A 20,802-nucleotide genomic window follows, 5' to 3' on the forward strand; every position below is an offset into this window, starting at 1 on the left:
TGCGTGATTGAGGCCAAAAACACTTTTGTTTCCTTTGATTTTAGGTCCGAATGCAGGCTGGTAAACGGTTCGCGACAAGGGGTTGAAGTTGCCGTGCCCTGCGTACAGCCTAAGCTTCATGGGATCAGGAGAGCATCCTGCGGGAGGAAAAATGGGCACCAAAATACTGCTATGCGACTGCGCTGGAACTCAGGTTTTGGATCCCGACCGGATCGAAAGCGCCTGTGGTGTCAGCTGTTCCAAGATACACACGGCGCTTTGCACAACCCAATTGCAATCCGCTGTCGACTTGATGCAGGAGGGAGAGACCGTGATCGCCTGCCTGCAGGAACAAGAGGTCTTCCAGTCTCTGGCAGAAGATCTGAATTTTGAAATGCCCGGCTTCTTTGACCTGCGCGACCGTGCGGGCTGGTCCGATCAGGGTGCAGATGCAACGCCCAAAATGGCTGCATTGGCCGCTGAGGCGATGTTACCGCAACCCGTGACGCCCAGCGTTGATGTCATAAGCGAAGGGACTTGTTTCATCATTGGTCCCGGTGCTGTGAGTTTTGATGTGGCTGAAAGGTTGGCCGGAACCTTGGCCGTGACTGTCTTGGCGACAGATCAGGCAGAGCCAATGTCGCGCGCGTTTGATGTGATACGTGGGCAGGTGAAATCAGTATCCGGGGCGCTGGGCGGTTTTTCACTTCGTCTGGATGCATTGCAGCAGGTTGAACCAGGTGGGCGAGGCGCTTTCAACTGGACTGAACCGAAAGATGGGGCGCAATCCACGTGTGACATTATCCTGGACCTTTCGGGTGGCACGCCGTTTGTACAGGCCCCGGCCAAGCGTGAAGGGTACCTGCGAGCCGATCCAAAAGACGCGGTGGCTGTCGAACGTTTGGCCTTTGAGGCCGCGCAGCTTGTCGGGACATTCGAAAAACCCTTGTACGTGCGGTTGGAAGAAACCCTCTGCGCCCATTCACGGGCGGAACAGGTGGGCTGTTCAAACTGTCTGGATGTCTGCCCAACCGGTGCAATAACCCCGGCGGGTGAACATGTGAGCATAGACCCGATGGTTTGCGCCGGTTGTGGCGCATGCGCCGCCTTGTGCCCTTCGACGGCTATTACCTACGAGGATCCGACCGTGTCGGCGCTGCTGTCTCGGATGCACATCCTGGCGCGCACCTATCGCCGTGCGGGTGGGGCCGCGCCCCGGTTGCTTGTCCATGATGCGCATGGGGCCGAGATGATCCGGCTGGCAGCGCGTTTTGGACGTGGATTGCCTTCGGATGTTATCCCGCTGGAATTAAATGTAATATCAGGTTTTGGTCACGCCGAGATGCTCGCTGCATTGGCGCATGGATTTGCCCGTGTCGACGTGTTGCTTGCACCGACGACAGAGCGTGACGCATTGGACCGTGAGATTGCGTTGGCACATGCCATTGCCGGGCCCGATGGAATTGGTCTGATTGATGAGGCTGATCCGGACGCCATGTCTGATCTGCTCTATGGCCAAGACGTGCCGCAGCCTTTGGCTGATCCGGTACTTCCGTTGGGCAACCGGCGGCAGATCGCACGATTGGCCGCGCAGGCGCTAAATCCGCAGGCCGAAGCTCCATTGCCTCTGCCCGATAACGCGCCTTACGGGGCAGTGGCGGTCGACACGGACAGTTGCACCCTGTGCCTCAGTTGTGTGTCGCTCTGTCCGTCGGGGGCTTTGATCGACAACCCGGACAAACCGCAACTCAACTTCCAGCAAGATGCCTGCCTACAATGTGGGATGTGCAAGACGATCTGCCCTGAGGAAGCGATCACTCTGGTCCCTCAACTGGATCTGAGCGATGCGGCTCTGTCCCAGCAGGTGCTCAACGAAGAAGAACCGTTTGCCTGTGTCGAATGCGGCGCCTTGTTTGGGGTGAAATCTACGGTCGAGCGGATCATGGAAAAGCTTTCTGGTACACACCCGATGTTTGCCAGTTCGGATCAGGCGCGGATGATCCAGATGTGTGACAATTGCAGGGTGAAAGTGCAGTTCCAACAGCAGGACAATCCGTTCCAGTCAAAGCCCAAGCCACGGGTTGTCACGACCGACGACTATTACTCAGACAGAAAGGATCATTGAAGCTGCAGCGGAGCCCCCAAATCTGCGGCTTTCATCCGCGAGACAAACGCAAGGATTGCGTCCAGATCGCCCAAGGTCATCTCAACGGGATGGATCGGAGAGGGGCGCTCGGGGTCAAAAGGCGGCGTTAGCCCGTCAATCTGTGTGAACGCGGGGTGGGGGTTGAGCGCAAAAAACGCCTCAAACCGTTCAGACCAATCCGGCATTGCGCGCAAGACGGCAAAGGAGGGGGTCGAACCCAGCCCGTTCATTCGGTTCTTGGGTCCAATCACATGACACCGTCCGCAATGGGTCATCGACAGTTCTTCGCCCAGCACGGTGTCGCCTTCGACGGCTTCGTCTGCCTGAGTGACCTGTAGATCGAAGTCGACGGTAAAGGCACCTCCTTGAGAGGGCGCAAAACTCTCGACGGTGCGTTTGCCGATATCCGAGAGCAGCCAGTCGCGAAACCGGGCCTGACGCTTTTCGTCTTCAATGCTCAGGTGATACACCACCCCGTCACGGGCAAAGACGGGATCACCCGGCGGTGCGGAATTAAGCATCATTACACCCGCATCGTCCGCAATAACGCGTATCCCGGTCTTGAGAGAGAAGCGAGGAAGAATATGTTGCAACAGACCCGAGTCTTTCACCTCGGCCGGGGCCGCAAGGCCAATCGCCTCCTGAGACAAGGAGGGGGTGGCAGAGAACGTCAGGCTCAGGCACAAGAGGACAAAGCGCATGGCTCAGCCTAACGGGGCGGGGCGCGGTGCGTCAAATAAACTGAAAAAGACGGAGACACATGCAATGAGCGGCGACCAGACAATGGTGATACGCACGGCCCTGTCAGTAGGGCATATCGAAGGAAACAAGGCATGAGTGTTCGTGACGCGGTTCTGGCGAACCTGAAAGAGATCACCGACCCGGTATCCGGGCAGGATATTGTCAGCGCAGGTATCGTGCGCGCGCTGAACGTTGAAGGCGACACAGTGCGCTTTGTGCTTGAGATCGACCCGAAGCACGCTGAAAAGATGGAGCCTGTGCGGGCGACGGCAGAGAAAGCCGCGCAGATGGTTGACGGTGTGGCCAATGTATCGGCGATGATGACCGCGCATTCCGACAAGGCACCGCCGGATCTGAAACCGAAACCCAAACCATCGCAGACCGGGCCGCAGGCCGTTCCCGGTGTAGACAGGATCATTGCCGTTGCTTCGGGCAAAGGCGGCGTCGGCAAGTCCACTGTCTCGGCGAACCTCGCCTGTGCGTTGGCGGCTGAAGGACGGCGCGTAGGTCTGCTGGACGCGGATGTTTACGGCCCCTCACAGCCCCGGATGCTGGGTGTGTCCGGTCGCCCGGCCAGCCCTGATGGCAAGACCATCCTGCCGCTGCGCAATCATGGCGTGACCATGATGTCCATGGGGCTGATGACAAACGAAGGTCAGGCCGTGGTGTGGCGGGGTCCGATGTTGATGGGTGCGCTGCAACAGATGATGGGACAGGTGCAGTGGGGCGCGTTGGACGTTTTGATCGTCGACCTTCCGCCCGGCACCGGGGATGTGCAGTTGACGCTGAGCCAGAAGTTCCAGGTGGACGGTGCCATAGTGGTATCGACCCCGCAGGACGTGGCCCTTATCGACGCCCGCAAGGGGATCGATATGTTCAACCAACTCAAAACCCCGATCGTGGGCATGATCGAAAACATGTCGACCCATATCTGCTCCAACTGTGGGCACGAAGAGCATGTGTTTGGTCATGGCGGTGTTGCGTCCGAGGCGGAATCGCTGGGTGTACCGCTGCTGGGTGAAATCCCGCTGCATCTGGACATCCGCGTGGCCGCTGACGGAGGCGCGCCCATCGTGGTCAGCAAACCCGACAGTCCGCAGGCCGAATCGTTCCGCAAAATCGCACGCGACCTGATCTCAAACGGTTTCGCATGACCCTGCCGGTCTTTCCCCCTTTGTTGACGGGTCACCCGGTTCAGGGTGGGGAAGACCCGTTCGACCGCGCGCAGGCTATGGCCGCGCTGGGGTGCGATGCAGGAACCGTCGTTTACAACATTCAGGCCGACCGCCTGCGTGTTGCCATCGTCTTTGCGCCTGAAGTGCCGCTTCAGGACGCAATGGCGATGTTGCCGCTGTGTGCTGTGGGATTTCAGAATGCGCTGGGCGCTCTGGCCCCGCCAGAGGTTGCCGTGCATCTGGGTTGGGACGGTTTGATTTGCGTGAACGGTGCGAAATGCGGGATGTTCCGGGTTGCTGCGTCGAGCACATCGTCCGATCAGGAGCCTGACTGGCTGATCGTTGGTTGGGAGTTGGCGCTGTTGCAAACCAGCGAAGCACCGGGCGCAACACCGGATGTCACCGCGCTTTATGAAGAGGGGTGTGCTGATGTTTCCGCAACCCAGTTGGTAGAAAGCTGGTCGCGTCATACGTTGACTTGGCTGAACCGCTGGCAGGAAGATGGCAACGCACCGCTGCATGCCGAATGGATGGGCTTGCTGCGCGGTGTCGGTGCTCCACTTGACGATGGCGGAGTTTTTCTGGGCACTGACGAGCGGTTTGGAATGCTGATCCGGGATGGGTCTGATACACGCCTGCGTCCCCTGACCGACATTTTGGAGAACTGATGATGAAACTGGCCCGCGCTATCCATTTCGACGAAAGCGATATGAACGTGTTTCATTCTCCGGCGCGAACCGGGGAATGGTGTGTGTCAGGCGGGTTCGAGTTTTCAAACTGGAGCGACGCCGATCTTGAGGGCAAGGCACGGCAGGCTTTCGCAAATGGCTGGTTGGGTCTGGAAACCTTCGGTCGTGTGACGTTTATAGCGGTGACGCAGATCGAACCAGCGGAGAAAGATCAGATCACCCGCTACCTGGCCGAACACTTCGTGCAATTCTACGGCGCGCCTTCGGTCGAGGCGGCAATGGGCGTCGCACAATCCGAAGTCGATCACATGTCTGACCTGTGCCAAGACCATGCCGCCAATACGCTGCTGACTGTGGCCCGTGAGTTGAGCGAATCTGGTGTGCACGAGAGCTATCGTGTCATCACGCCCCAAGATGCCCAGCTCGAGGCGCTGGCCGTGCATGGATCTCTGGATGACTAGATCAGATCGACAAATCCGCCGAACTGGCCGCGTTTGAAGATCAAGCCTTTGCCGGTGCGGTACATAACCTGCTCCACTTGACCGACAATAATCAAATGATCGCCAGCGTCGTGCCGCGCGTGCAGACGGCAATCAAACCGCGCCAAACACTGGGCCAGTTGCGGGCGCCCGGTCTCGTCCTCGTTCCAATCTGCATGTGAGAAGTCCGTACCGTCACGCGCAAATCGCAGCGCCTGCTCTTGTTGATCCTGTGCCATCACATGAATCGAATAGTGTTCGCAGTTGCTGAAAGCGTCGAAACGGAACGATTCCTTGGCCAGACACCACAACACCAGCGGTGGGTCCAAAGAGACCGAAGCAAAAGAATTCACGGTGATCGCGCGCGGTCCACCTTCGGTTTGCGTGGTGATCACGGTGACGCCGGTGCCAAAGCATCCCAATGCCTCGCGAAATGCGGGGCTTTGATCCGGGGTCGGTATGAAAGTTTTTTCCGTCATTGCGCGCGTCTTCCTTGGCCGCGCATCAGGTGCCACGCGTGGCTCGGATTGTCCATGAAAAGCTGACTGTTGCTTGCAATTTAAACTGTCAGTTCAGGTCTTCCAGCAAACGCCCGTGTTTTCGGGTTTCGATTATGACTTCGCCAAAGGTGGTCAGGCCACGCGCCTGTAGGATCGGCAGCATCTTGATCAGTGCTTCAGCTGTAGCTACCGCATCGCCAAGCGCCGTGTGACGCAGGGCTTCCGGAATGGTGATTTCCAACCGTTCGCAGAGTGCATCCAGCGTGTGCGTGTCGCTGGCACCAAACAGCACGGCAGACAGTAGAACGGTGTCGAGGATCGGGTGATCCCACTCAACTTCCATGCGCTGAGCGTGGCGTCGCAGAAAAGCCATGTCAAAAGGTGCGTTATGCGCCACGATCACAGCGTCGCGGGCGAACTGATGAAATACGCGCCCGGCCTCAGTGATGTCTGGAGCACCCTGAACCATACGGTCACTGACTTTGTGCACCTTGGTTGATGCAGGTGGTATCGGAATGCCCGGATTGACCAGCATGTCCAGGTGCTCGCCCTGAACTATCCTGCCGTTCAGTACGCGCACCGCGCCGATCTGTACGATTTCATCCTTGTGCGGCAACAGCCCGGTTGTCTCGGTATCGAAGACCACGAAACACAGGTCAGACAATGTGCGGTTTTCGAACGCATCGTCCCCAGGTGTGTCGAGAAGTTCGAAATCGTAAACCAGCGGGCGCGCCTCGTCAGGTGACATTTGGGCGGCGCTGTCTTCGAAGACCAACATATAACCGGGCGCGTCCCCAAGAGGTTTCATCCGGGCGGAGTAGGTCTGACGACCATCCACACTGGATAGGGTGCAATAAACGTCCTTGCCGGTTTTGCACAGTTTGGCATAGGCATCCGTGAGGCCCGTGGTTTCGAGGTATTCAAAAAGAGATGCATTCAGACGCGGATGTGCGATTTGGGCTAAAACCTCGGCAGCCTGACCGTCATACAGCACAATCTGGTGTTTTGGGCTGGCCAGCAACATCGCGACCGGAATCTCGGTCAACAGGGCGGTAAGGCGTTGTTTCTCAGCCGCCAGATGCGCGGTTTCAGAGGCTACGGCTTCGGCAGTGCGCATCGCATTTGACGCCACCTGTTCCGCCAGTCCCGCTGCTGCCGGGGCCAGATCGCCAAGATAGCGCGCCGCTTGCATGTCCAGATCCGTGCTGACCCCGGCATGCGCGCGTGCCCGCAATTGAGCCGAAAGGCGTTCGATCGGCTTGGCAACATTGTCGTCGAACAACAGCCATACGCCAGCAATCAAAGCCAACAATCCAAACGCGATAAGGATTTCTGCAAAGATGAAGTCGCTCAAAAGCCCGGGATTGTCCGCTCGGGCATAGGTGATCCAAAGGGCGACTGCGCTGATCGCGATCCCTCCGAGTGCCAGAAGGCAAAAAAACAGAAAAATCCTGAGCCGCAGGCTCAATTTGGTGAGCATGATCAGACCCCGCAGGTGGTCTCGATAATTGGATCGTTGGCTTCGGCTGAAATCCAGTCCGCGTTAATCAAACGCCCGTCATCAGCGAATTCCGCACCGTCTGCTAGATTGGCACGGCTATTTTCAACACAGTTGACGGCCACCGGCACTTTTGAAACTGGAGCCCAACGGCCAAAGAAATATAGGTCGACAAGTCTTTGATCTGGAACGTTTTCATTGCTGCGAACCGATATCGTATCAATGGCGGCAAAACGATCTACGAAGGGTACCGCGTATGTCCAGGGGCGATAGAAAGCACGGCTTTCGACCTCTTGCACGATGGCCATTTCATCCGGCAGTTGATCGCGGGTGCGGTCGTACCAGGAATATTCGCTTGCAATGGTCATGCCGATCATGCCCAGACCTGCCGCAACCGGGGTGGTCCATTTCGGCAAGCGCCCACCGGTCAGCTTGTTCAGCACAAGCACGACGCCCGCAAATGCGAAGCCCGCAAAGATAGTGCCGATCAATTCCAGAAACATGTGGTCTCTCCGTTCTTGGGGGTCTTAGCCCAGCATACCCTTACCGTGACCAACCGCCGACTGCATTGTTTTTACCACAACAAACGCATCGCGTAGATGACTTCGCTCAAAGTCCGAGAGTTCGGACGGCGGCAGATAATTGTCGGGTTTTTCGCCTGATTTGACCAGCCGAACCTGATGTTCCAGCCGGGTTTCAGCGATCAGGTCGTAAGCGTCCAGCAGATCCCGAGCGCCAGACGGGCTAAGGACACCGCTGGCCTCGGCCGCTTTCAGGCGGGCCCGTGTGTTGGCTTCGGTCAACTCGCCCTGCAATGCGTAAATCCGTGCCAGATCAACGATCGGGACGACCCCGTTGTGTTTAAGGTCCAACGTGTTGCGATGTTCGCCCGAGCGGATCGTGGCAAATCCGCGTAACAGCCCCAGCGGAGGCGTATGTTTCAGCGAGTTCGAAATCATATGCGCGACGAAAATGGAATTTGCGTTTGCTGCCGCCAACGTGTCCGCCTGCAGGTCCGAGAACAACTCAAACGCCCCTCCAATGGGGCGCAGGTCGAACATGACCGACGCCAGCATTTGCGCTTCGGGGCTTGGCTTGGCGATCCAGCCCTTGAAATAGTCGCGCCAGACGCGCACCGGCTGACACCAACGCGGATTGGTCGCCATCATGTCGCCGGGACAGTAGAAATACCCGCAAACGTCCAACCCGTCCGAGACGAATTTGGCCAGTTGGGTGAAATAGGCCATGTCTGCGTCGGTCACGCTGTCATCCAGCATCAGACAATTGTCCTGATCCGATACGCCCGTTTGTTCCTGCCGGCCTTGAGACCCACAAGCAAGCCACAGGTAGCGCACCGGTGCCGGGCCGAGCTTCGCTTCGGCGAGTGCCAGCAGGCGGCGCGTGACCGTATCCGCGATATCGGTGATCAGGCGGGTGACAATTTCGTGCCGGTTTCCGCCAGCAACCAGTTGTACAAGAAGCTGCGGGATCTCTTCGGTCACGCGGGCCATTTCTTCGGCGGTGTCAGCCTGCGCGATACGGCGTACCAACTCTGCCGAGTTCACCGCCTGATAGTGGGTCAGATCGGTCTGGGTCACGATCCCAACCAGCCGACCACCTTCGGAAATCGGGATATGGCCAATGCCGCGCTCCATCATGATGTGCAGCACATCCGACCCGATATCGCTGGGCGACAGGGTCACAGGATTTCGCGTCATGATTTCGGAAATGGGCGTAGAGGCGGGCAGGCCGTCTGCAACGTACTTGCCCGAGATATCCCGCAGGGTCGCAATGCCCTGCAAGCTGTCTCCGTCCGTGATGCAGAGCGACGAGATATGTTTGTCACGCATGATCCGCGCGGCATCCTGAACCGACGTGTCAGCGGGGCAGGTAGCCGGATTATGTGCCATCAGCACGTCAATCGAACTGGTGGCCAGGCTTTGCGGACCACTGCGGTCGCCACGTGTGCGATCAAAGAACTTTGCCACCACATCATGGTTGTCGATCAAACTCCGCACAAGATCCGGTGGCAGAACCATCAGGACCGACGGTGTATGCGCGCGGGCTTTGGTGGCGGCCTTGCCGTCTTTCAGAAGACCCCTCTCGCCGAAGGAGTTGCGCAATCCAAGGTGAGAAACGATAGCACCGTTCTCATCGGTAATTTCAACCTGCCCTTCATAGATCACGAACACCCCGGGCAACTTGTGGCCCAACTCATAGACCGAGGCGTCTTCCTCAACTTCCCAGACCTCGATCTGTTTGACGATCTGATCCAGGGCGTCGGCAGGCAACGCGTCATAGGGGTGAACGGATTTCAGAAACCGGGCAATTTCATCATGGGACAGGGGCATGGTTTGTCTCCGGTGTTCTGGTTAAAAAATCCCGCCCAGTGGTGTGCCGGGCGGGAACAGTGGATCGAAAGACGCGGTCGAAGGCAAGAACCAACGACCGCATCAAGCTCATTTGTTCTGAGCTGCGCCCGCACCACGGGGAATGCGTACGCTTTCGACCAGATCCTTGATCTCCTGCGGAGTCTCTTTGGTCATGCCTGCAACAACGTAGGCAGTCGCAAAGTTGATCATCGCACCGATTGCGCCGAACGAGGTCGACTTGATCGGACCCAGCAGCGGGTCAGCATCGGTGAACGAGTTGGTGCCCGGAATGAACAACCAGCCCTTATGCAGGAAGATGTAGACCAGGGTCACAACCAGACCAGCCAGCATACCTGCAACCGCGCCGGTGTTGTTGATGCGGGTCGAGAAGATCCCCATCATCAGCGCCGGGAAGATCGAGGCTGCCGCCAGACCGAATGCCAGGGCCACGGTTTGCGCCGCAAATCCGGGTGGGTTCAGACCCAGGTAGGTTGCGACAACGATGGCTACGGCCATTGCGATACGTGCAGCCAGCAGTTCACCCTTTTCAGAGATTTGCGGGTTGATCGCACCTTTGACAAGGTCGTGGGACACAGCCGACGAGATCGCCAGCAACAGGCCCGCAGCGGTTGACAGAGCAGCCGCAAGACCACCTGCCGCGACCAGACCGATCACCCAACCCGGCAGGTTGGCGATTTCGGGGTTGGCCAGAACCAGGATGTCACGGTTGAACTTGGTCAGCTCGTTTCCAACCCAGCCCTTTTCTTCCGCGATTGCGGTCATGGCTTCGGACTTGTCGTTGTAGTACTGGATCTTGCCGTCGCCGTTCTTGTCTTCCCAATCCAGAAGACCGGTTTTCTGCCAGGTTTTCATCCAGTCATAGCGCGGATCGGTGTCGATTTCCTCGACCGAGACAGCGCCACCGTCGATGCCACCATTGGGCCACATCATGTCGGTGATGTTCAGACGCGCCATTGCGCCAACCGCAGGGGCGGTCAGGTACAGCAGGGCGATGAAGACTAGAGTCCAGCCAGCCGACCAACGTGCGTCAGACACTTTCGGCACGGTGAAGAAGCGCATGATCACGTGCGGCAGACCGGCGGTACCGATCATCAGCGACAGCGTGAACAGAACCATGTTCAGCGTGTTCGAATGGTGTGCTGTGTACTCGTTGAAGCCCAGCTCGGTCACGATTGCGTCCAGCTTGGTCAGCAGGGGCTCACCGCTGGCGGTGTCACCAAACAGACCCAGAGCAGGGATCGGCGTGCCGGTCAGCTGCAGCGAGATGAAGATCGCCGGGATGGTGTAGGCTGTGATCAGCACGCAGTACTGAGCAACCTGGGTGTAGGTAACACCTTTCATCCCGCCAAACACCGCATATGCGAAGACCACACAAGCACCGATCAGCAGACCGGATGTGTTGGATACCTCCAGGAAGCGGCCAAAGGCCACGCCCACACCGGTCATCTGACCGATCACGTAAGTCACCGAAGCAACGATCAGACAGATCACCGCAACAACACGCGCGGTCTGGCTGTAGAAACGATCACCGATGAATTCCGAGACGGTGTATTTGCCGAACTTACGCAGGTAAGGCGCAAGCAGCAGAGCCAGCAGCACGTAACCACCGGTCCAACCCATCAGGAAGGTCGAGTTGTCATAGCCGGTAAAGGCAATCAGGCCCGCCATCGAGATGAACGAGGCCGCCGACATCCAGTCCGCCGCTGTCGCCATACCGTTGGTGACCGGGTGAACGCCGCGACCGGCGGCGTAGAATTCTGATGTGGACCCCGCGCGGGCCCAGATCGCGATGCCGATGTATAGCGCGAATGATGCGCCAACAAACAGCAGGTTGATGGTAAACTGATCCATTGTCCCCGCTCTCCCTTATTCTTCGTCTACGCCGAATTCGGCGTCTAGCTTGTTCATGCGCCAGGCGTAGTTGAAGATCAGCACCAGAAAGACCAGGATCGATCCCTGTTGTGCGAACCAAAAGCCCAGATCGGTTCCGCCGACGGCGATCCCCGACAGCAACGGACGCAGCAGAATGCCGAATCCAAACGACACCAGCGCCCAGATCGCGAGGCTGATGTAAATGAGGCGCAGGTTTGCTTGCCAATAGCCCTTATCGGCTTCGGACGCCTGCGCGGAGTTTGTTGAATGATCCGCCATTGCGGGTTCCTCCTTCGCTTCCTCGTTGGGCGGCCCGTGCCCAAATCCTCCAGTAACGCGGACCGCTTCTCGATGTTACCAAACGCCCCGTGACGCCCGGCAAAACTTCTCTGTTCCGCCAAGGCGGTTCATTGAAGTATTCCTTTAAGGATCAAGGCCTTGCGGCCAATCTCCTCCCCTTACTTCATCGCGCCGCTGACGATATCCTCCAGGTCGCGGGCGATGTCTTCAATCTTGCCCATGGCATTGGTGCGTTGCAGCACGCCATGGCTTTCGTAATAGGTGATCAGCGGCGCGGTCTGTGCGTGATAGGCTGCCAACCGTGACGCCACGGTTTCGGCATTGTCATCCGCGCGACGCTTGAATTCAGTGTGACCACATTTGTCGCATTTGCCGTCTTCCGCAGGCTTCTTGAACGTGTCGTGATAGCCTTCGCCGCAGCCGGCGCAGGTGTAGCGACCCGAGATGCGGATCACCATTTCGGCGTCTTCGACCTCAAGACTGATCGCGGCGTTGATCTTCTGATTGTTCGACGCGAGCAGTTCGTCCAGCGCTTCGGCCTGAACCGTTGTGCGCGGAAAGCCGTCCAGAATAACGCCCTTGGCGCAATCTGGCTGGGCCATGCGGTCACGCAGGATGGCGATGACGATGTCGTCACTGACCAGATCGCCTGCTTCCATGACGGCTTTGGCGGCAAGACCTGCTTCAGTTCCGGCCGCAACGGCCTCGCGCAGCAGGTCGCCGGTGCTGAGCTGAACCAGCCCGAACTTTTCTTCCAGCATTCGCGCCTGTGTGCCCTTCCCGGCGCCCGGAGGGCCGAGAAGGATCAGAACGGCGGGTGTGGTGATCGTGGCAGCGTCCATCACATCCTCACTTGTTTGCGCGGTTTTCGATCAGGTCTTCGACAACCGACGGATCGGCCAGCGTCGACGTGTCACCCAAGCTGCCAAAGTCATTCTCGGCAATCTTGCGCAGGATACGGCGCATGATCTTGCCCGAGCGGGTCTTGGGCAGGCCAGGGGCCCACTGGATCACATCCGGCGAAGCAATCGGGCCGATCTCGGTCCGGACCCATGTGCGCAGCTCTTTCAACAGCTCGTCCGAAGGCTCGCGGTCATTCATCAAGGTGACGTAGCAATAGATGCCTTGTCCTTTGATTTCATGTGGATAGCCCACAACAGCAGCCTCAGCGACAGCGGCATGCGCCACCAGAGCGCTTTCTACTTCGGCCGTGCCCATACGGTGGCCGGACACGTTGATCACGTCATCCACGCGGCCTGTGATCCAGTAATCGCCATCTTCATCACGGCGACAACCGTCACCTGTGAAGTAGTAGCCTTTGTAATCCGAGAAATAGGTCTTCTCGAACCGCTCATGATCACCCCAGACGGTGCGCATCTGACCGGGCCAGCTGTCTTTGATGCACAGAACACCTTCGACGCCGTTGCCTTCGATCTCAACACCCGACTGCGGGTCCAGCACCACCGGTTCAATGCCAAAGAACGGTTTCATGGCCGAACCCGGCTTCATGGCGTGAGCACCGGGCAGGGGGGTCATCAAGTGACCTCCGGTTTCGGTTTGCCACCATGTATCCACGATTGGGCATTTACCCTTGCCGACAACATCGTTGTACCAGTTCCAGGCTTCGGGGTTGATCGGTTCACCCACGGTACCCAGTGTGCGCAGATCGCTGAGGTCACATTTTTCGACAAACTCGTTGCCCTGACCCATCAGGGCACGGATCGCCGTTGGTGCGGTGTAAAACTGATTGACCTTGTGCTTTTCACAAACCTGCCAGAAGCGCGAGGCATCCGGGAAGGTCGGAACGCCTTCGAACATCACCGTAGTCGCACCGTTGGCCAGCGGGCCATAGACGATATAGCTGTGGCCCGTGACCCAACCTACGTCCGCCGTGCACCAGTATACATCGCCTTCGTGGTAATCGAAGGTGATCTCATGCGTCATTGAGGCATAGACCAGATAGCCGCCAGTGGTGTGCACAACGCCTTTGGGCTGTCCGGTAGAACCGGAAGTATAAAGAATGAACAGGGGATCTTCGGCGTTCATCTCGGCGGGTGCGCAGTAGTCGTCCGCCTCAAGCGCCATTTCATTGTAGTCGTAATCGCGCCCGTCGATCCATGTGGTCTGACCACCGGTTCGCTTGACCACCAGGCACTTCACCGAGTCTTTGCAGTGCAGCAGCGCTGCGTCAGCGTTCGACTTCAATGGCGTCTTGCGTCCACCGCGTGGCGCTTCGTCGGCAGTGATAACGACTTTGGCGTCGCACCCGTTGACCCGGGCGGCCAGAGCATCGGGCGAGAAGCCTGCGAATACGATTGAATGAATGGCCCCGATCCGCGCGCATGCCAGCATGGCATAGGCGGCTTCGGGGATCATCGGCAGATAGATGACAACACGGTCGCCCTTCCGAACTCCCAGCGATTCCAGGATATTGGCCATCCGGCAGGTGCGGCGGTGCAGTTCAGCGTAGGTGATATGCTGCGCCGGATCGTTTGGATCGTCCGGCTCCCAGATGATCGCGGTTTGGTCGCCACGGGTCTTTAGGTGACGGTCCAGACAGTTGGCCGAGACGTTCAGTGTGCCATCGGCGTACCAGTTGATCTTGACCGAACCGAAGTCGTAGTTGACGTCCTTTACCGTTGAGAAGGGTTTGATCCAGTCGACGCGCTTGCCTTGCTCGCCCCAGAACGTGTCTGGGTCACTGATCGAGGCTGCGTACATGTCGGCATATTTTGCGGCATCGACATGCGCACGGGCGACGGTTTCTGCGGATGGCGGATATGTCTTGGCATCTGCCTGGGCAGCGGTAGTCATCGTTGAGGCTCCTCCCTCTGGACTGGATTACGTTGGGACGATCTTGCCCGATTGTTTAGCAAAGTCGATCCCGTTCCTCCCCAATCGAAGTATTACCGGGATCAGAAAATAAATAAATAAATTGCCGTAATCTTTGGATTTGTTTGTAAAGAAATTTTTATGAATTTTTCATATTTGTAAATATACGGGCGGATGTTTGTAAAAATACATATGAAACAGGGTGTTGCTTGTAACAACTACTTTCGGTTGTTTTACGCTGATACACCGAAGTCCGACCTTGCCTGTTGCAATTCTCAACGTCCGCACAGAGCACATACGCAATCCTCAGGGTTGGCACATCTGAATGTTGGCGCTAGCTTCTTTTGCAAGCGTTTCGGGAAGAGGCGCGTCAAAGGGAGAGAAAATCATGAATAAGATGTTGAGCGGTGCCGCCGTTGCCGCCCTGAGCTTTGCGTTTGTTAGCGAAGCTGCCGCGACCGAGTGGAACGCTTCTGTCTGGGGCAAGCGCCGCGCGTTCACTGAACATGTCGAAAAGCTCGCGGAACTGGTCAATGAGAAGACCGGCGGGGACTTCACGATCAACGTCAGCTACGGAGGCTTGTCCAAGCCACGTGAAAATCTGGACGGCATCGAAATCGGGGCGTTCGAGATGGCTCAGTTCTGCGCTGGCTATCACCGCGACAAAAACCGGGCGATCACTGTGCTGGAACTGCCGTTCCTTGGTGTGAACAACCTTGAAGAAGAGGTCGCCGTCAGCCACGCGGTGTACGACCATCCAGCAGTAAAGGATGAGATGGCGCAGTGGAATGCCCGCATAATTATGACTTCACCTATGCCCCAGTATAATATCGTGGGCACGGGCGAACCTCGTGATCAGTTGGCGGAATTTGATGGAATGCGGGTTCGTGCAACCGGTGGTTTGGGTCAGGCCTTTGAGGCTGTGGGCGGTGTGCCGACTTCGGTTCCCGCGACCGAAGCCTTCAACGCGATGGAATCGGGTGTTGTGGACACGGTGGCCTTCGCCCAACACGCGCATCTGTCTTTCGGTACCATCAATGAGGCCGATTGGTGGACGGCCAACCTGAACCCCGGCACGGTGAACTGTCCTGTGGTTGTGAATATAGACGCCTACGAAGCGCTGCCTGCCGAGCATCGCGAAGCGCTGGACAGCTCGATTGACGAGGCGATCGATCACTACCTGGCAAACTACGGCGGTCTGCTTGAACAGTGGGACAGCGTCCTTGAGGAAAAGGGCGTGCAGAAGGTCATGATCGACGACGCCGTGATCGAAGAGTTCCGCACCAAAGCCGCAGATCCGATCCGCGAGAAATGGATTGCAGATATGTCGGATCAGGGGCTGCCGGCTCAGGATCTGTATGATCTGGTTCAATCCACACTGCAGCAGCAGCGCGGCGGTAACTGATCCTTTGGGCCGGGTGCCCCGTCGGGTGCCCGGTCTCTCTCAAATAACAAGGAACGACCGGAATGGCAGGACAGGCCACGGTGCTGGAAGACGGAAGCCGTCTGAGCCAGCTGGACCGGCATTTGTTGAAGCTCGAGCGCTTTCTTGCATTGATCAGCGGTCTGGCGGTTTTTGGCCTGATGGTACTGGCCGTGGTTTCCGTCAGCGGGCGCAACGCAATGAACGCGCCGTTGCCCGGTTATGTCGACTGGATCGAACAGGCGATGCCTTTGATTGCTTTTCTGGGCATCTCATTTGTGCAGCGCGACGGCGGGCATATCCGCATGGATATTGTCATCTCGCGGCTTAACGGCCGGGCCTTGTGGCTGTTCGAGCTGATCTCGGTGCTCCTGATCCTCGTTCTAATGCTTGCTTTGGTGTGGGGCAGCTGGTCCCATTTCGACAGATCCTTTGACTTTGGTGCGCCGCTCTGGAGCCGGGACAGTTCCATCGACATCGGTATTCCCCTATGGCCTGCCAAGCTGCTGGCACCCGTCGCCTTTTCAGTGCTGTGCGCGCGGCTGGTGCTTCAGGTGTGGGGCTATGGGCGTGCATTTGTGCTGGGGCTCGAGACCCCTGTGGCGGTGCCGCTCCTTCAGGACGCTGCGGCCCAAGCGGCGGCAGAGGCCGAGCAGTTCGAAGGGCAGGACTAGAGCATGGACACGATTGATATTGGCCTGTGGGTCACAGGTGGTCTGCTCGTTCTGGTCGTTGCCGGTATGCGCGTGGCCTTTGCAGCCGGGCTTGCAGGTTTAGTTGGGTTGGTTTGGATTTTCTGGGCCAAATTTGGATATGACCCGGACCGCTTTGGCAAAGCTTTAACGGTTGCGGTCAAGACCGCGGGGCAGGTACCGCATTCCAAGGTCGCAGCCCATACACTCAGCCTGATCCCGACCTTCATCCTGATTGGCTATCTTGCCTACTACGCGGGTCTGACGCGCGCCTTGTTCGAAGCTGCCAAACGCTGGGTGGCCTGGGTTCCGGGCGGGCTTGCCGTGTCTACGATTTTTGCAACGGCAGGTTTTGCCGCTGTGTCCGGGGCGTCAGTCGCTACGTCGGCCGTTTTTGCCCGCATCGCAATCCCTGAGATGTTGAAAGTGGGCTACAACAAACGCTTTGCAGCGGGTGTTGTCGCTGCGGGTGGCACACTGGCCTCTCTCATCCCGCCCTCGGCCATATTGGTGATCTACGCCATCATAGTCGAGCAGGACGTGGGCAAGCTGCTGTTGGCCGGGTTCATCCCGGGTGCGTTTTCCGCAATCATCTATGGTATGCTGATTGTCGGGATTGCAGTGATCTTCAAAACCGTCGGCCCGCCTGTCACAGGCTTTACCTGGAAAGAGCGCTTCGCAGCATTACCCGGTGCTATTCCGATTGTGGCTGTGATCCTGATTATCATCTGCTTTGTTTACAACCCGTTCGGAGACAAAGCCTGGGGCACGCCCACAGAAGGTGGCGCGATCGGGGCCTTCATTGTGTTCTGTTTCGCCCTGTTTCACGGAATGCGCTGGAAGGAATTCAAATCCGCGCTTTTGGAAACTGCCAAACTGACGGCGATGATCTTTTCGATCATCTGGGGTGTTTTGATCTACGTGCGGTTTCTGGGCTTCGCAGATCTTCCCGGCGCGTTTTCTGATTGGATCACCGGGCTTGAGATGTCGCCGATGATGATCCTGATCTGCATCCTTCTGGCCTATGCAGTACTGGGCATGTTCATGGACGCGATTGGGATGCTGCTGCTTACATTGCCCGTCGTCTATCCAGCGGTCATGGCCCTGAACGGAGGTGAAACTGTGAGCGCAGCCGAGAGCGCCTTTGGCATGTCTGGCCCGATGTGCGCCATCTGGTTTGGTATTTTGGTGGTCAAGATGGCCGAGTTCTGCCTGATCACGCCGCCCATTGGGCTGAACTGCTTTGTTGTGGCCGGGGTGCGGCCGGACCTGAGCGTTCAGGACGTGTTCAAAGGCGTGACACCGTTCTTCATCGCCGATGCGATGACCATCGCAATGCTTGTGGCATTCCCGGGGATTGTGCTCTATCTGCCGTCGCTTGCGGGTTAGCAGGGAAGCGAGGCTCTGCCTCGCGCTCCGAGGTATTTATGGCCAGATGAAGCAAGGGATCCAATCTTCATCTGGCTGAAAATACCTCGGGGGAGGCGCGCGCAGCGCGGCGGGGGCAGAGCCCCCATGACCGTGCCTTACCCGGCGCGCATCAGCATTCCGAACAGATCGCGCGGATCATCGGGATCGGCCAGCATATCCAACGGCTCGAAGAAATGTGTGCCTTCAATCACTTGTTTCACATAGCGCAGGGCTGAGAAATCTTCGATCGCGAAACCTACGCTGTCGAACAAAGTAATCTGACGATCATCGACGCGCCCTTTGGCGGCACCGGTGATGACCTGCCACATCTCGGTAACCGGGTGATCCGCGTCCAGCGCCTGAATTTCACCCTCGATCCTGGTCTGCTCGGGATATTCGACAAAAATATCTGAGCGAAGCAGGATGTCGCGATGCAGTTCTGTTTTGCCCGGACAGTCGCCACCGATTGCGTTGATGTGAACACCGGGACCAACCATGTTATCGGTCAGAATCGTCGCGTATTTCTTGTCCGCGGTGCAGGTGGTGATGATCTGGGCGCCCTCGATGGCTTCTTCCGGCGTCGTGCAGGGAGCAACAGTCAAACCCTTGCCCTGCAGGTTTTTCGCACATTTTGCGGTTGCGTTTAGGTCAGTGTCGTAAAGCCGGACGGTACTGATCCCGCACATGGCTTTGAAGGCCAGACACTGGAATTCAGACTGTGCGCCATTGCCGATCATGGCCATCGTAGTAGCGTTTGCCGGGGCAAGATAGCGCCCCACCAGCGCCGATGTTGCGGCTGTGCGCAGGGCGGTCAGCAGCGTCATTTCGGTCAGCAGTGTTGGATAGCCAGTATAGACATCCGCCAACAGGCCAAAGGCCGTGACTGTTTGCAAACCTTCTGAGGTATTCTTGGGATGGCCATTCACGTATTTGAAGCCGTAAGCCTCACCATCTGAAGTTGGCATCAACTCGATCACACCATGCGGTGAATGCGCCGGAATACGTGGGGTTTTGTCAAAACTCTCCCATCGTTTGAAATCGGCTTCGATCTGTGCGGCGATCTGCGTGATCATCTGCTCGACGCCGATGTGATGAACCAATCGCATCATGTTGTCGACGGATACAAACGGCACGAGGGCTTTGTCAGAAGGTTGGGTCATCAGAAACTCCGGGTGGGGCGATCAAAGATGCGGCGGCCCATAAGCGAGGCGGCCAGATCGACCATTAGTTTTGCGGTGCGACCGCGTTCATCCAGAAACGGGTTCAATTCAACAAGATCCAAGGAGCTGACCAGCCCGCTTTCATGCAGCAATTCCATCGCCAAATGAGCTTCGCGCTCGGTCGCCCCGCCAGGAACCGTAGTGCCAACGGCAGGCGCTATGGCTGGATCGAGGAAGTCAACATCCAGCGACACATGCAGCAAGGCATTTTCGGCGCGCACGCGGTCGAGAAAGGCCAACAGAGGTGCCTTTATCCCATGCTCATCAATACTGCGCATGTCGGCCAGCATGGCGTGGTCCTGCTCGAGCGCTGAACGTTCAGCTGGATCGACAGAGCGAAGGCCAATCATTCCAACGCGGTCCGTTGGGACCGTGGCAGACAGGGGCGGGAAGGCATCAAAACCCGGTCTGCCCGTAAAATAAGCCACAGGCGTTCCGTGCAGGTTGCCGCTGCCTGTGCTGTCTGGTGTGTGAAAGTCGCTGTGAGCGTCCAACCACAGCACAAACAAAGGCCGTTCGACCTGCGCCGCATATGCGGCCATCCCGGCGACGGTGCCCATGGACAATGCATGATCGCCGCCCATGAAAATAGGCACGCCCTGACGAGCGGCAGCCTGCGCCGCCGCGCTGAGAGCGCTGGTCCAGCCCACACATTCGGGCAAAGAAAAGAGGTGAGGGTGGTCGGTCAAGCCTGTCTCTTCCGGGGTCACGTCACCCTGGTCCTGAACGGAATGGCCAAGATCGGTCAAAGCCTCTTGCAGCCCGGCCACACGATAAGCGTCGGGACCCATCCGGCATCCTTGACGGCGTTTTCCGGCGTCCATGGGGACGCCCACCAAAATAATAGTTTTCATGTCCATATGCTCATTTAGGCTGGCAGAGTGTCTTGCGTGAAGGCAGCAAAATGCTCAAAATGGGTCAAGAAAGTCCTTAATGAGAAAATAATATGGACGATTTGGATAATCGATTGCTCAATGCGTTGCAACGTGACGCGCGTGCCAGCCTGTCTGAGCTGTCAGAAACGCTGGGCGTGACGCGCACAACGGTGCGCAGCAGGTTGCAACGGCTGAAGCAGTCCGGTGAAATTGTTGGCTTCACCGTTCTGACCCGAAGGGATTTGGCGCAAAGCCCGGTGCGTGGATTGATGATGCTGGAGATTGAAGGGCGCGGGACAGAGCGTGTCATGGCGCGGATAGCGGCGCTGCGGCAAGTTACGGCGGTGCATTCAACAAATGGCAGTTGGGATTTGATCGCCGAGATCTCTGCCGAAACCCTGGCCGAACTAGATGAAGTTCTGTTTCAAATCCGCCGCTTCGACGGCATCACACGATCCGAGACGAATCTGTTGCTGTCCACGCGAAAGGGGCGGCTCTAGTGCTTTGAGATCAAAACAATTTGTGCCAGAGTTTCTGGGCAAAAGATATCAAAGCAATCGCTAGGTCGATTGGATTTG

General features: G+C 57.6%; 20 protein-coding genes. 9 read left to right on the forward strand and 11 right to left on the reverse strand.

What is annotated here, in order from left to right:
• Window positions 1-151 precede the first annotated feature (151 nt).
• Window positions 152-2,104, forward strand: coding sequence for a 4Fe-4S binding protein (locus ACR0EV_RS03345; RefSeq protein ID WP_480798785.1), 1,953 nt, complete (start codon window positions 152-154; stop codon window positions 2,102-2,104).
• Here the strand turns inward: ACR0EV_RS03345 and ACR0EV_RS03350 are convergent.
• Window positions 2,098-2,826 carry a hypothetical protein gene (locus ACR0EV_RS03350; RefSeq protein ID WP_480798786.1) on the reverse strand — a complete coding sequence of 243 codons (729 nt, stop codon included), beginning with the start codon at window positions 2,824-2,826 and terminating at the stop codon, window positions 2,098-2,100. The genes ACR0EV_RS03345 and ACR0EV_RS03350 overlap by 7 nt on opposite strands.
• On the opposite strand from ACR0EV_RS03350, the gene ACR0EV_RS03355 reads away from it, so the two are divergent.
• From ACR0EV_RS03355 to ACR0EV_RS03370, 4 genes are read left to right on the forward strand one after another with little or no spacing between them, the layout of a single operon-like run.
• Entirely contained in the window at window positions 2,825-2,962 is a 138-nt protein-coding gene (locus ACR0EV_RS03355; protein ID WP_480798787.1) for a hypothetical protein, read from the forward strand. The two genes, ACR0EV_RS03350 and ACR0EV_RS03355, sit on opposite strands and share 2 nt — an antisense overlap.
• Entirely contained in the window at window positions 2,959-4,020 is a 1,062-nt protein-coding gene (locus ACR0EV_RS03360; protein ID WP_480798788.1) for an Mrp/NBP35 family ATP-binding protein, read from the forward strand. Before ACR0EV_RS03355 ends, ACR0EV_RS03360 begins: the two co-directional genes overlap by 4 nt.
• The gene (locus ACR0EV_RS03365; protein WP_480798789.1) at window positions 4,017-4,709 is read left to right on the forward strand and encodes a biotin/lipoate--protein ligase family protein; all 693 of its coding nucleotides are present in this window, start codon (window positions 4,017-4,019) and stop codon (window positions 4,707-4,709) included. The genes ACR0EV_RS03360 and ACR0EV_RS03365 overlap by 4 nt, the downstream gene beginning before the upstream one ends.
• 2 nt (window positions 4,710-4,711) lie before the next feature.
• Window positions 4,712-5,191 (forward strand): DUF6505 family protein, encoded by a 480-nt coding sequence (locus ACR0EV_RS03370; RefSeq protein ID WP_480799006.1) that lies wholly within the window; start codon window positions 4,712-4,714, stop codon window positions 5,189-5,191.
• Here the strand turns inward: ACR0EV_RS03370 and ACR0EV_RS03375 are convergent.
• The 8 genes from ACR0EV_RS03375 to acs all read right to left on the reverse strand — a co-directional run bounded on the left by ACR0EV_RS03375 (window position 5,188) and on the right by acs (window position 14,586).
• Window positions 5,188-5,688, reverse strand: a complete 501-nt coding sequence (locus ACR0EV_RS03375) for a flavin reductase family protein (RefSeq protein ID WP_480798790.1) — start codon at window positions 5,686-5,688, stop codon at window positions 5,188-5,190. The two genes, ACR0EV_RS03370 and ACR0EV_RS03375, sit on opposite strands and share 4 nt — an antisense overlap.
• Window positions 5,689-5,776: 88 nt before the next feature.
• A complete protein-coding gene (locus tag ACR0EV_RS03380) occupies window positions 5,777-7,189 on the reverse strand; it encodes a 3'-5' exonuclease (protein WP_480798791.1) in 1,413 nt (470 codons plus the stop codon).
• Window positions 7,190-7,191: 2 nt separating this feature from the next.
• A complete protein-coding gene (locus ACR0EV_RS03385; protein WP_171234094.1) occupies window positions 7,192-7,710 on the reverse strand; it encodes a hypothetical protein in 519 nt (172 codons plus the stop codon).
• A gap of 24 nt (window positions 7,711-7,734) precedes the next feature.
• Complete coding sequence (locus ACR0EV_RS03390; protein ID WP_480798792.1) at window positions 7,735-9,558, reverse strand: putative nucleotidyltransferase substrate binding domain-containing protein; 1,824 nt, start codon at window positions 9,556-9,558, stop codon at window positions 7,735-7,737.
• A 108-nt stretch (window positions 9,559-9,666) separates the two neighbouring features.
• Window positions 9,667-11,451 carry a sodium:solute symporter family protein gene (locus ACR0EV_RS03395; RefSeq protein ID WP_171089537.1) on the reverse strand — a complete coding sequence of 595 codons (1,785 nt, stop codon included), beginning with the start codon at window positions 11,449-11,451 and terminating at the stop codon, window positions 9,667-9,669.
• A 15-nt stretch (window positions 11,452-11,466) separates the two neighbouring features.
• Entirely contained in the window at window positions 11,467-11,751 is a 285-nt protein-coding gene (locus tag ACR0EV_RS03400; RefSeq protein ID WP_171174533.1) for a DUF4212 domain-containing protein, read from the reverse strand.
• A gap of 179 nt (window positions 11,752-11,930) precedes the next feature.
• The gene (locus ACR0EV_RS03405; RefSeq protein WP_480798793.1) at window positions 11,931-12,614 is read right to left on the reverse strand and encodes an adenylate kinase; all 684 of its coding nucleotides are present in this window, start codon (window positions 12,612-12,614) and stop codon (window positions 11,931-11,933) included.
• A 7-nt stretch (window positions 12,615-12,621) separates the two neighbouring features.
• The gene (acs, locus tag ACR0EV_RS03410; RefSeq protein WP_480798794.1) at window positions 12,622-14,586 is read right to left on the reverse strand and encodes an acetate--CoA ligase; all 1,965 of its coding nucleotides are present in this window, start codon (window positions 14,584-14,586) and stop codon (window positions 12,622-12,624) included.
• Between the two features lie 406 nt (window positions 14,587-14,992).
• On the opposite strand from acs, the gene dctP reads away from it, so the two are divergent.
• The 3 genes from dctP to ACR0EV_RS03425 all read left to right on the forward strand — a co-directional run bounded on the left by dctP (window position 14,993) and on the right by ACR0EV_RS03425 (window position 18,108).
• Window positions 14,993-16,009: a TRAP transporter substrate-binding protein DctP gene (dctP, locus tag ACR0EV_RS03415; protein ID WP_475195930.1), complete on the forward strand. Its 1,017-nt coding sequence runs from the start codon at window positions 14,993-14,995 to the stop codon at window positions 16,007-16,009.
• Between the two features lie 62 nt (window positions 16,010-16,071).
• Window positions 16,072-16,701 carry a TRAP transporter small permease gene (locus ACR0EV_RS03420; protein WP_480798795.1) on the forward strand — a complete coding sequence of 210 codons (630 nt, stop codon included), beginning with the start codon at window positions 16,072-16,074 and terminating at the stop codon, window positions 16,699-16,701.
• Between the two features lie 3 nt (window positions 16,702-16,704).
• Window positions 16,705-18,108 (forward strand): TRAP transporter large permease, encoded by a 1,404-nt coding sequence (locus ACR0EV_RS03425; RefSeq protein WP_480798796.1) that lies wholly within the window; start codon window positions 16,705-16,707, stop codon window positions 18,106-18,108.
• Window positions 18,109-18,245: 137 nt separating this feature from the next.
• Here the strand turns inward: ACR0EV_RS03425 and ACR0EV_RS03430 are convergent, their stop codons facing one another.
• Together ACR0EV_RS03430 and rocF are read right to left on the reverse strand one after the other, a co-directional pair.
• Complete coding sequence (locus ACR0EV_RS03430) at window positions 18,246-19,289, reverse strand: ornithine cyclodeaminase (protein WP_480798797.1); 1,044 nt, start codon at window positions 19,287-19,289, stop codon at window positions 18,246-18,248.
• Window positions 19,289-20,209: an arginase gene (gene rocF, locus ACR0EV_RS03435; protein ID WP_480798798.1), complete on the reverse strand. Its 921-nt coding sequence runs from the start codon at window positions 20,207-20,209 to the stop codon at window positions 19,289-19,291. Before rocF ends, ACR0EV_RS03430 begins: the two co-directional genes overlap by 1 nt.
• Window positions 20,210-20,295: 86 nt before the next feature.
• Between rocF and ACR0EV_RS03440 the strand changes: the two genes are divergently transcribed.
• Window positions 20,296-20,724 carry an Lrp/AsnC family transcriptional regulator gene (locus ACR0EV_RS03440; RefSeq protein WP_171089554.1) on the forward strand — a complete coding sequence of 143 codons (429 nt, stop codon included), beginning with the start codon at window positions 20,296-20,298 and terminating at the stop codon, window positions 20,722-20,724.
• Window positions 20,725-20,802 lie beyond the last annotated feature (78 nt).

This window comes from Ruegeria sp. CF8, from assembly GCF_056537285.1.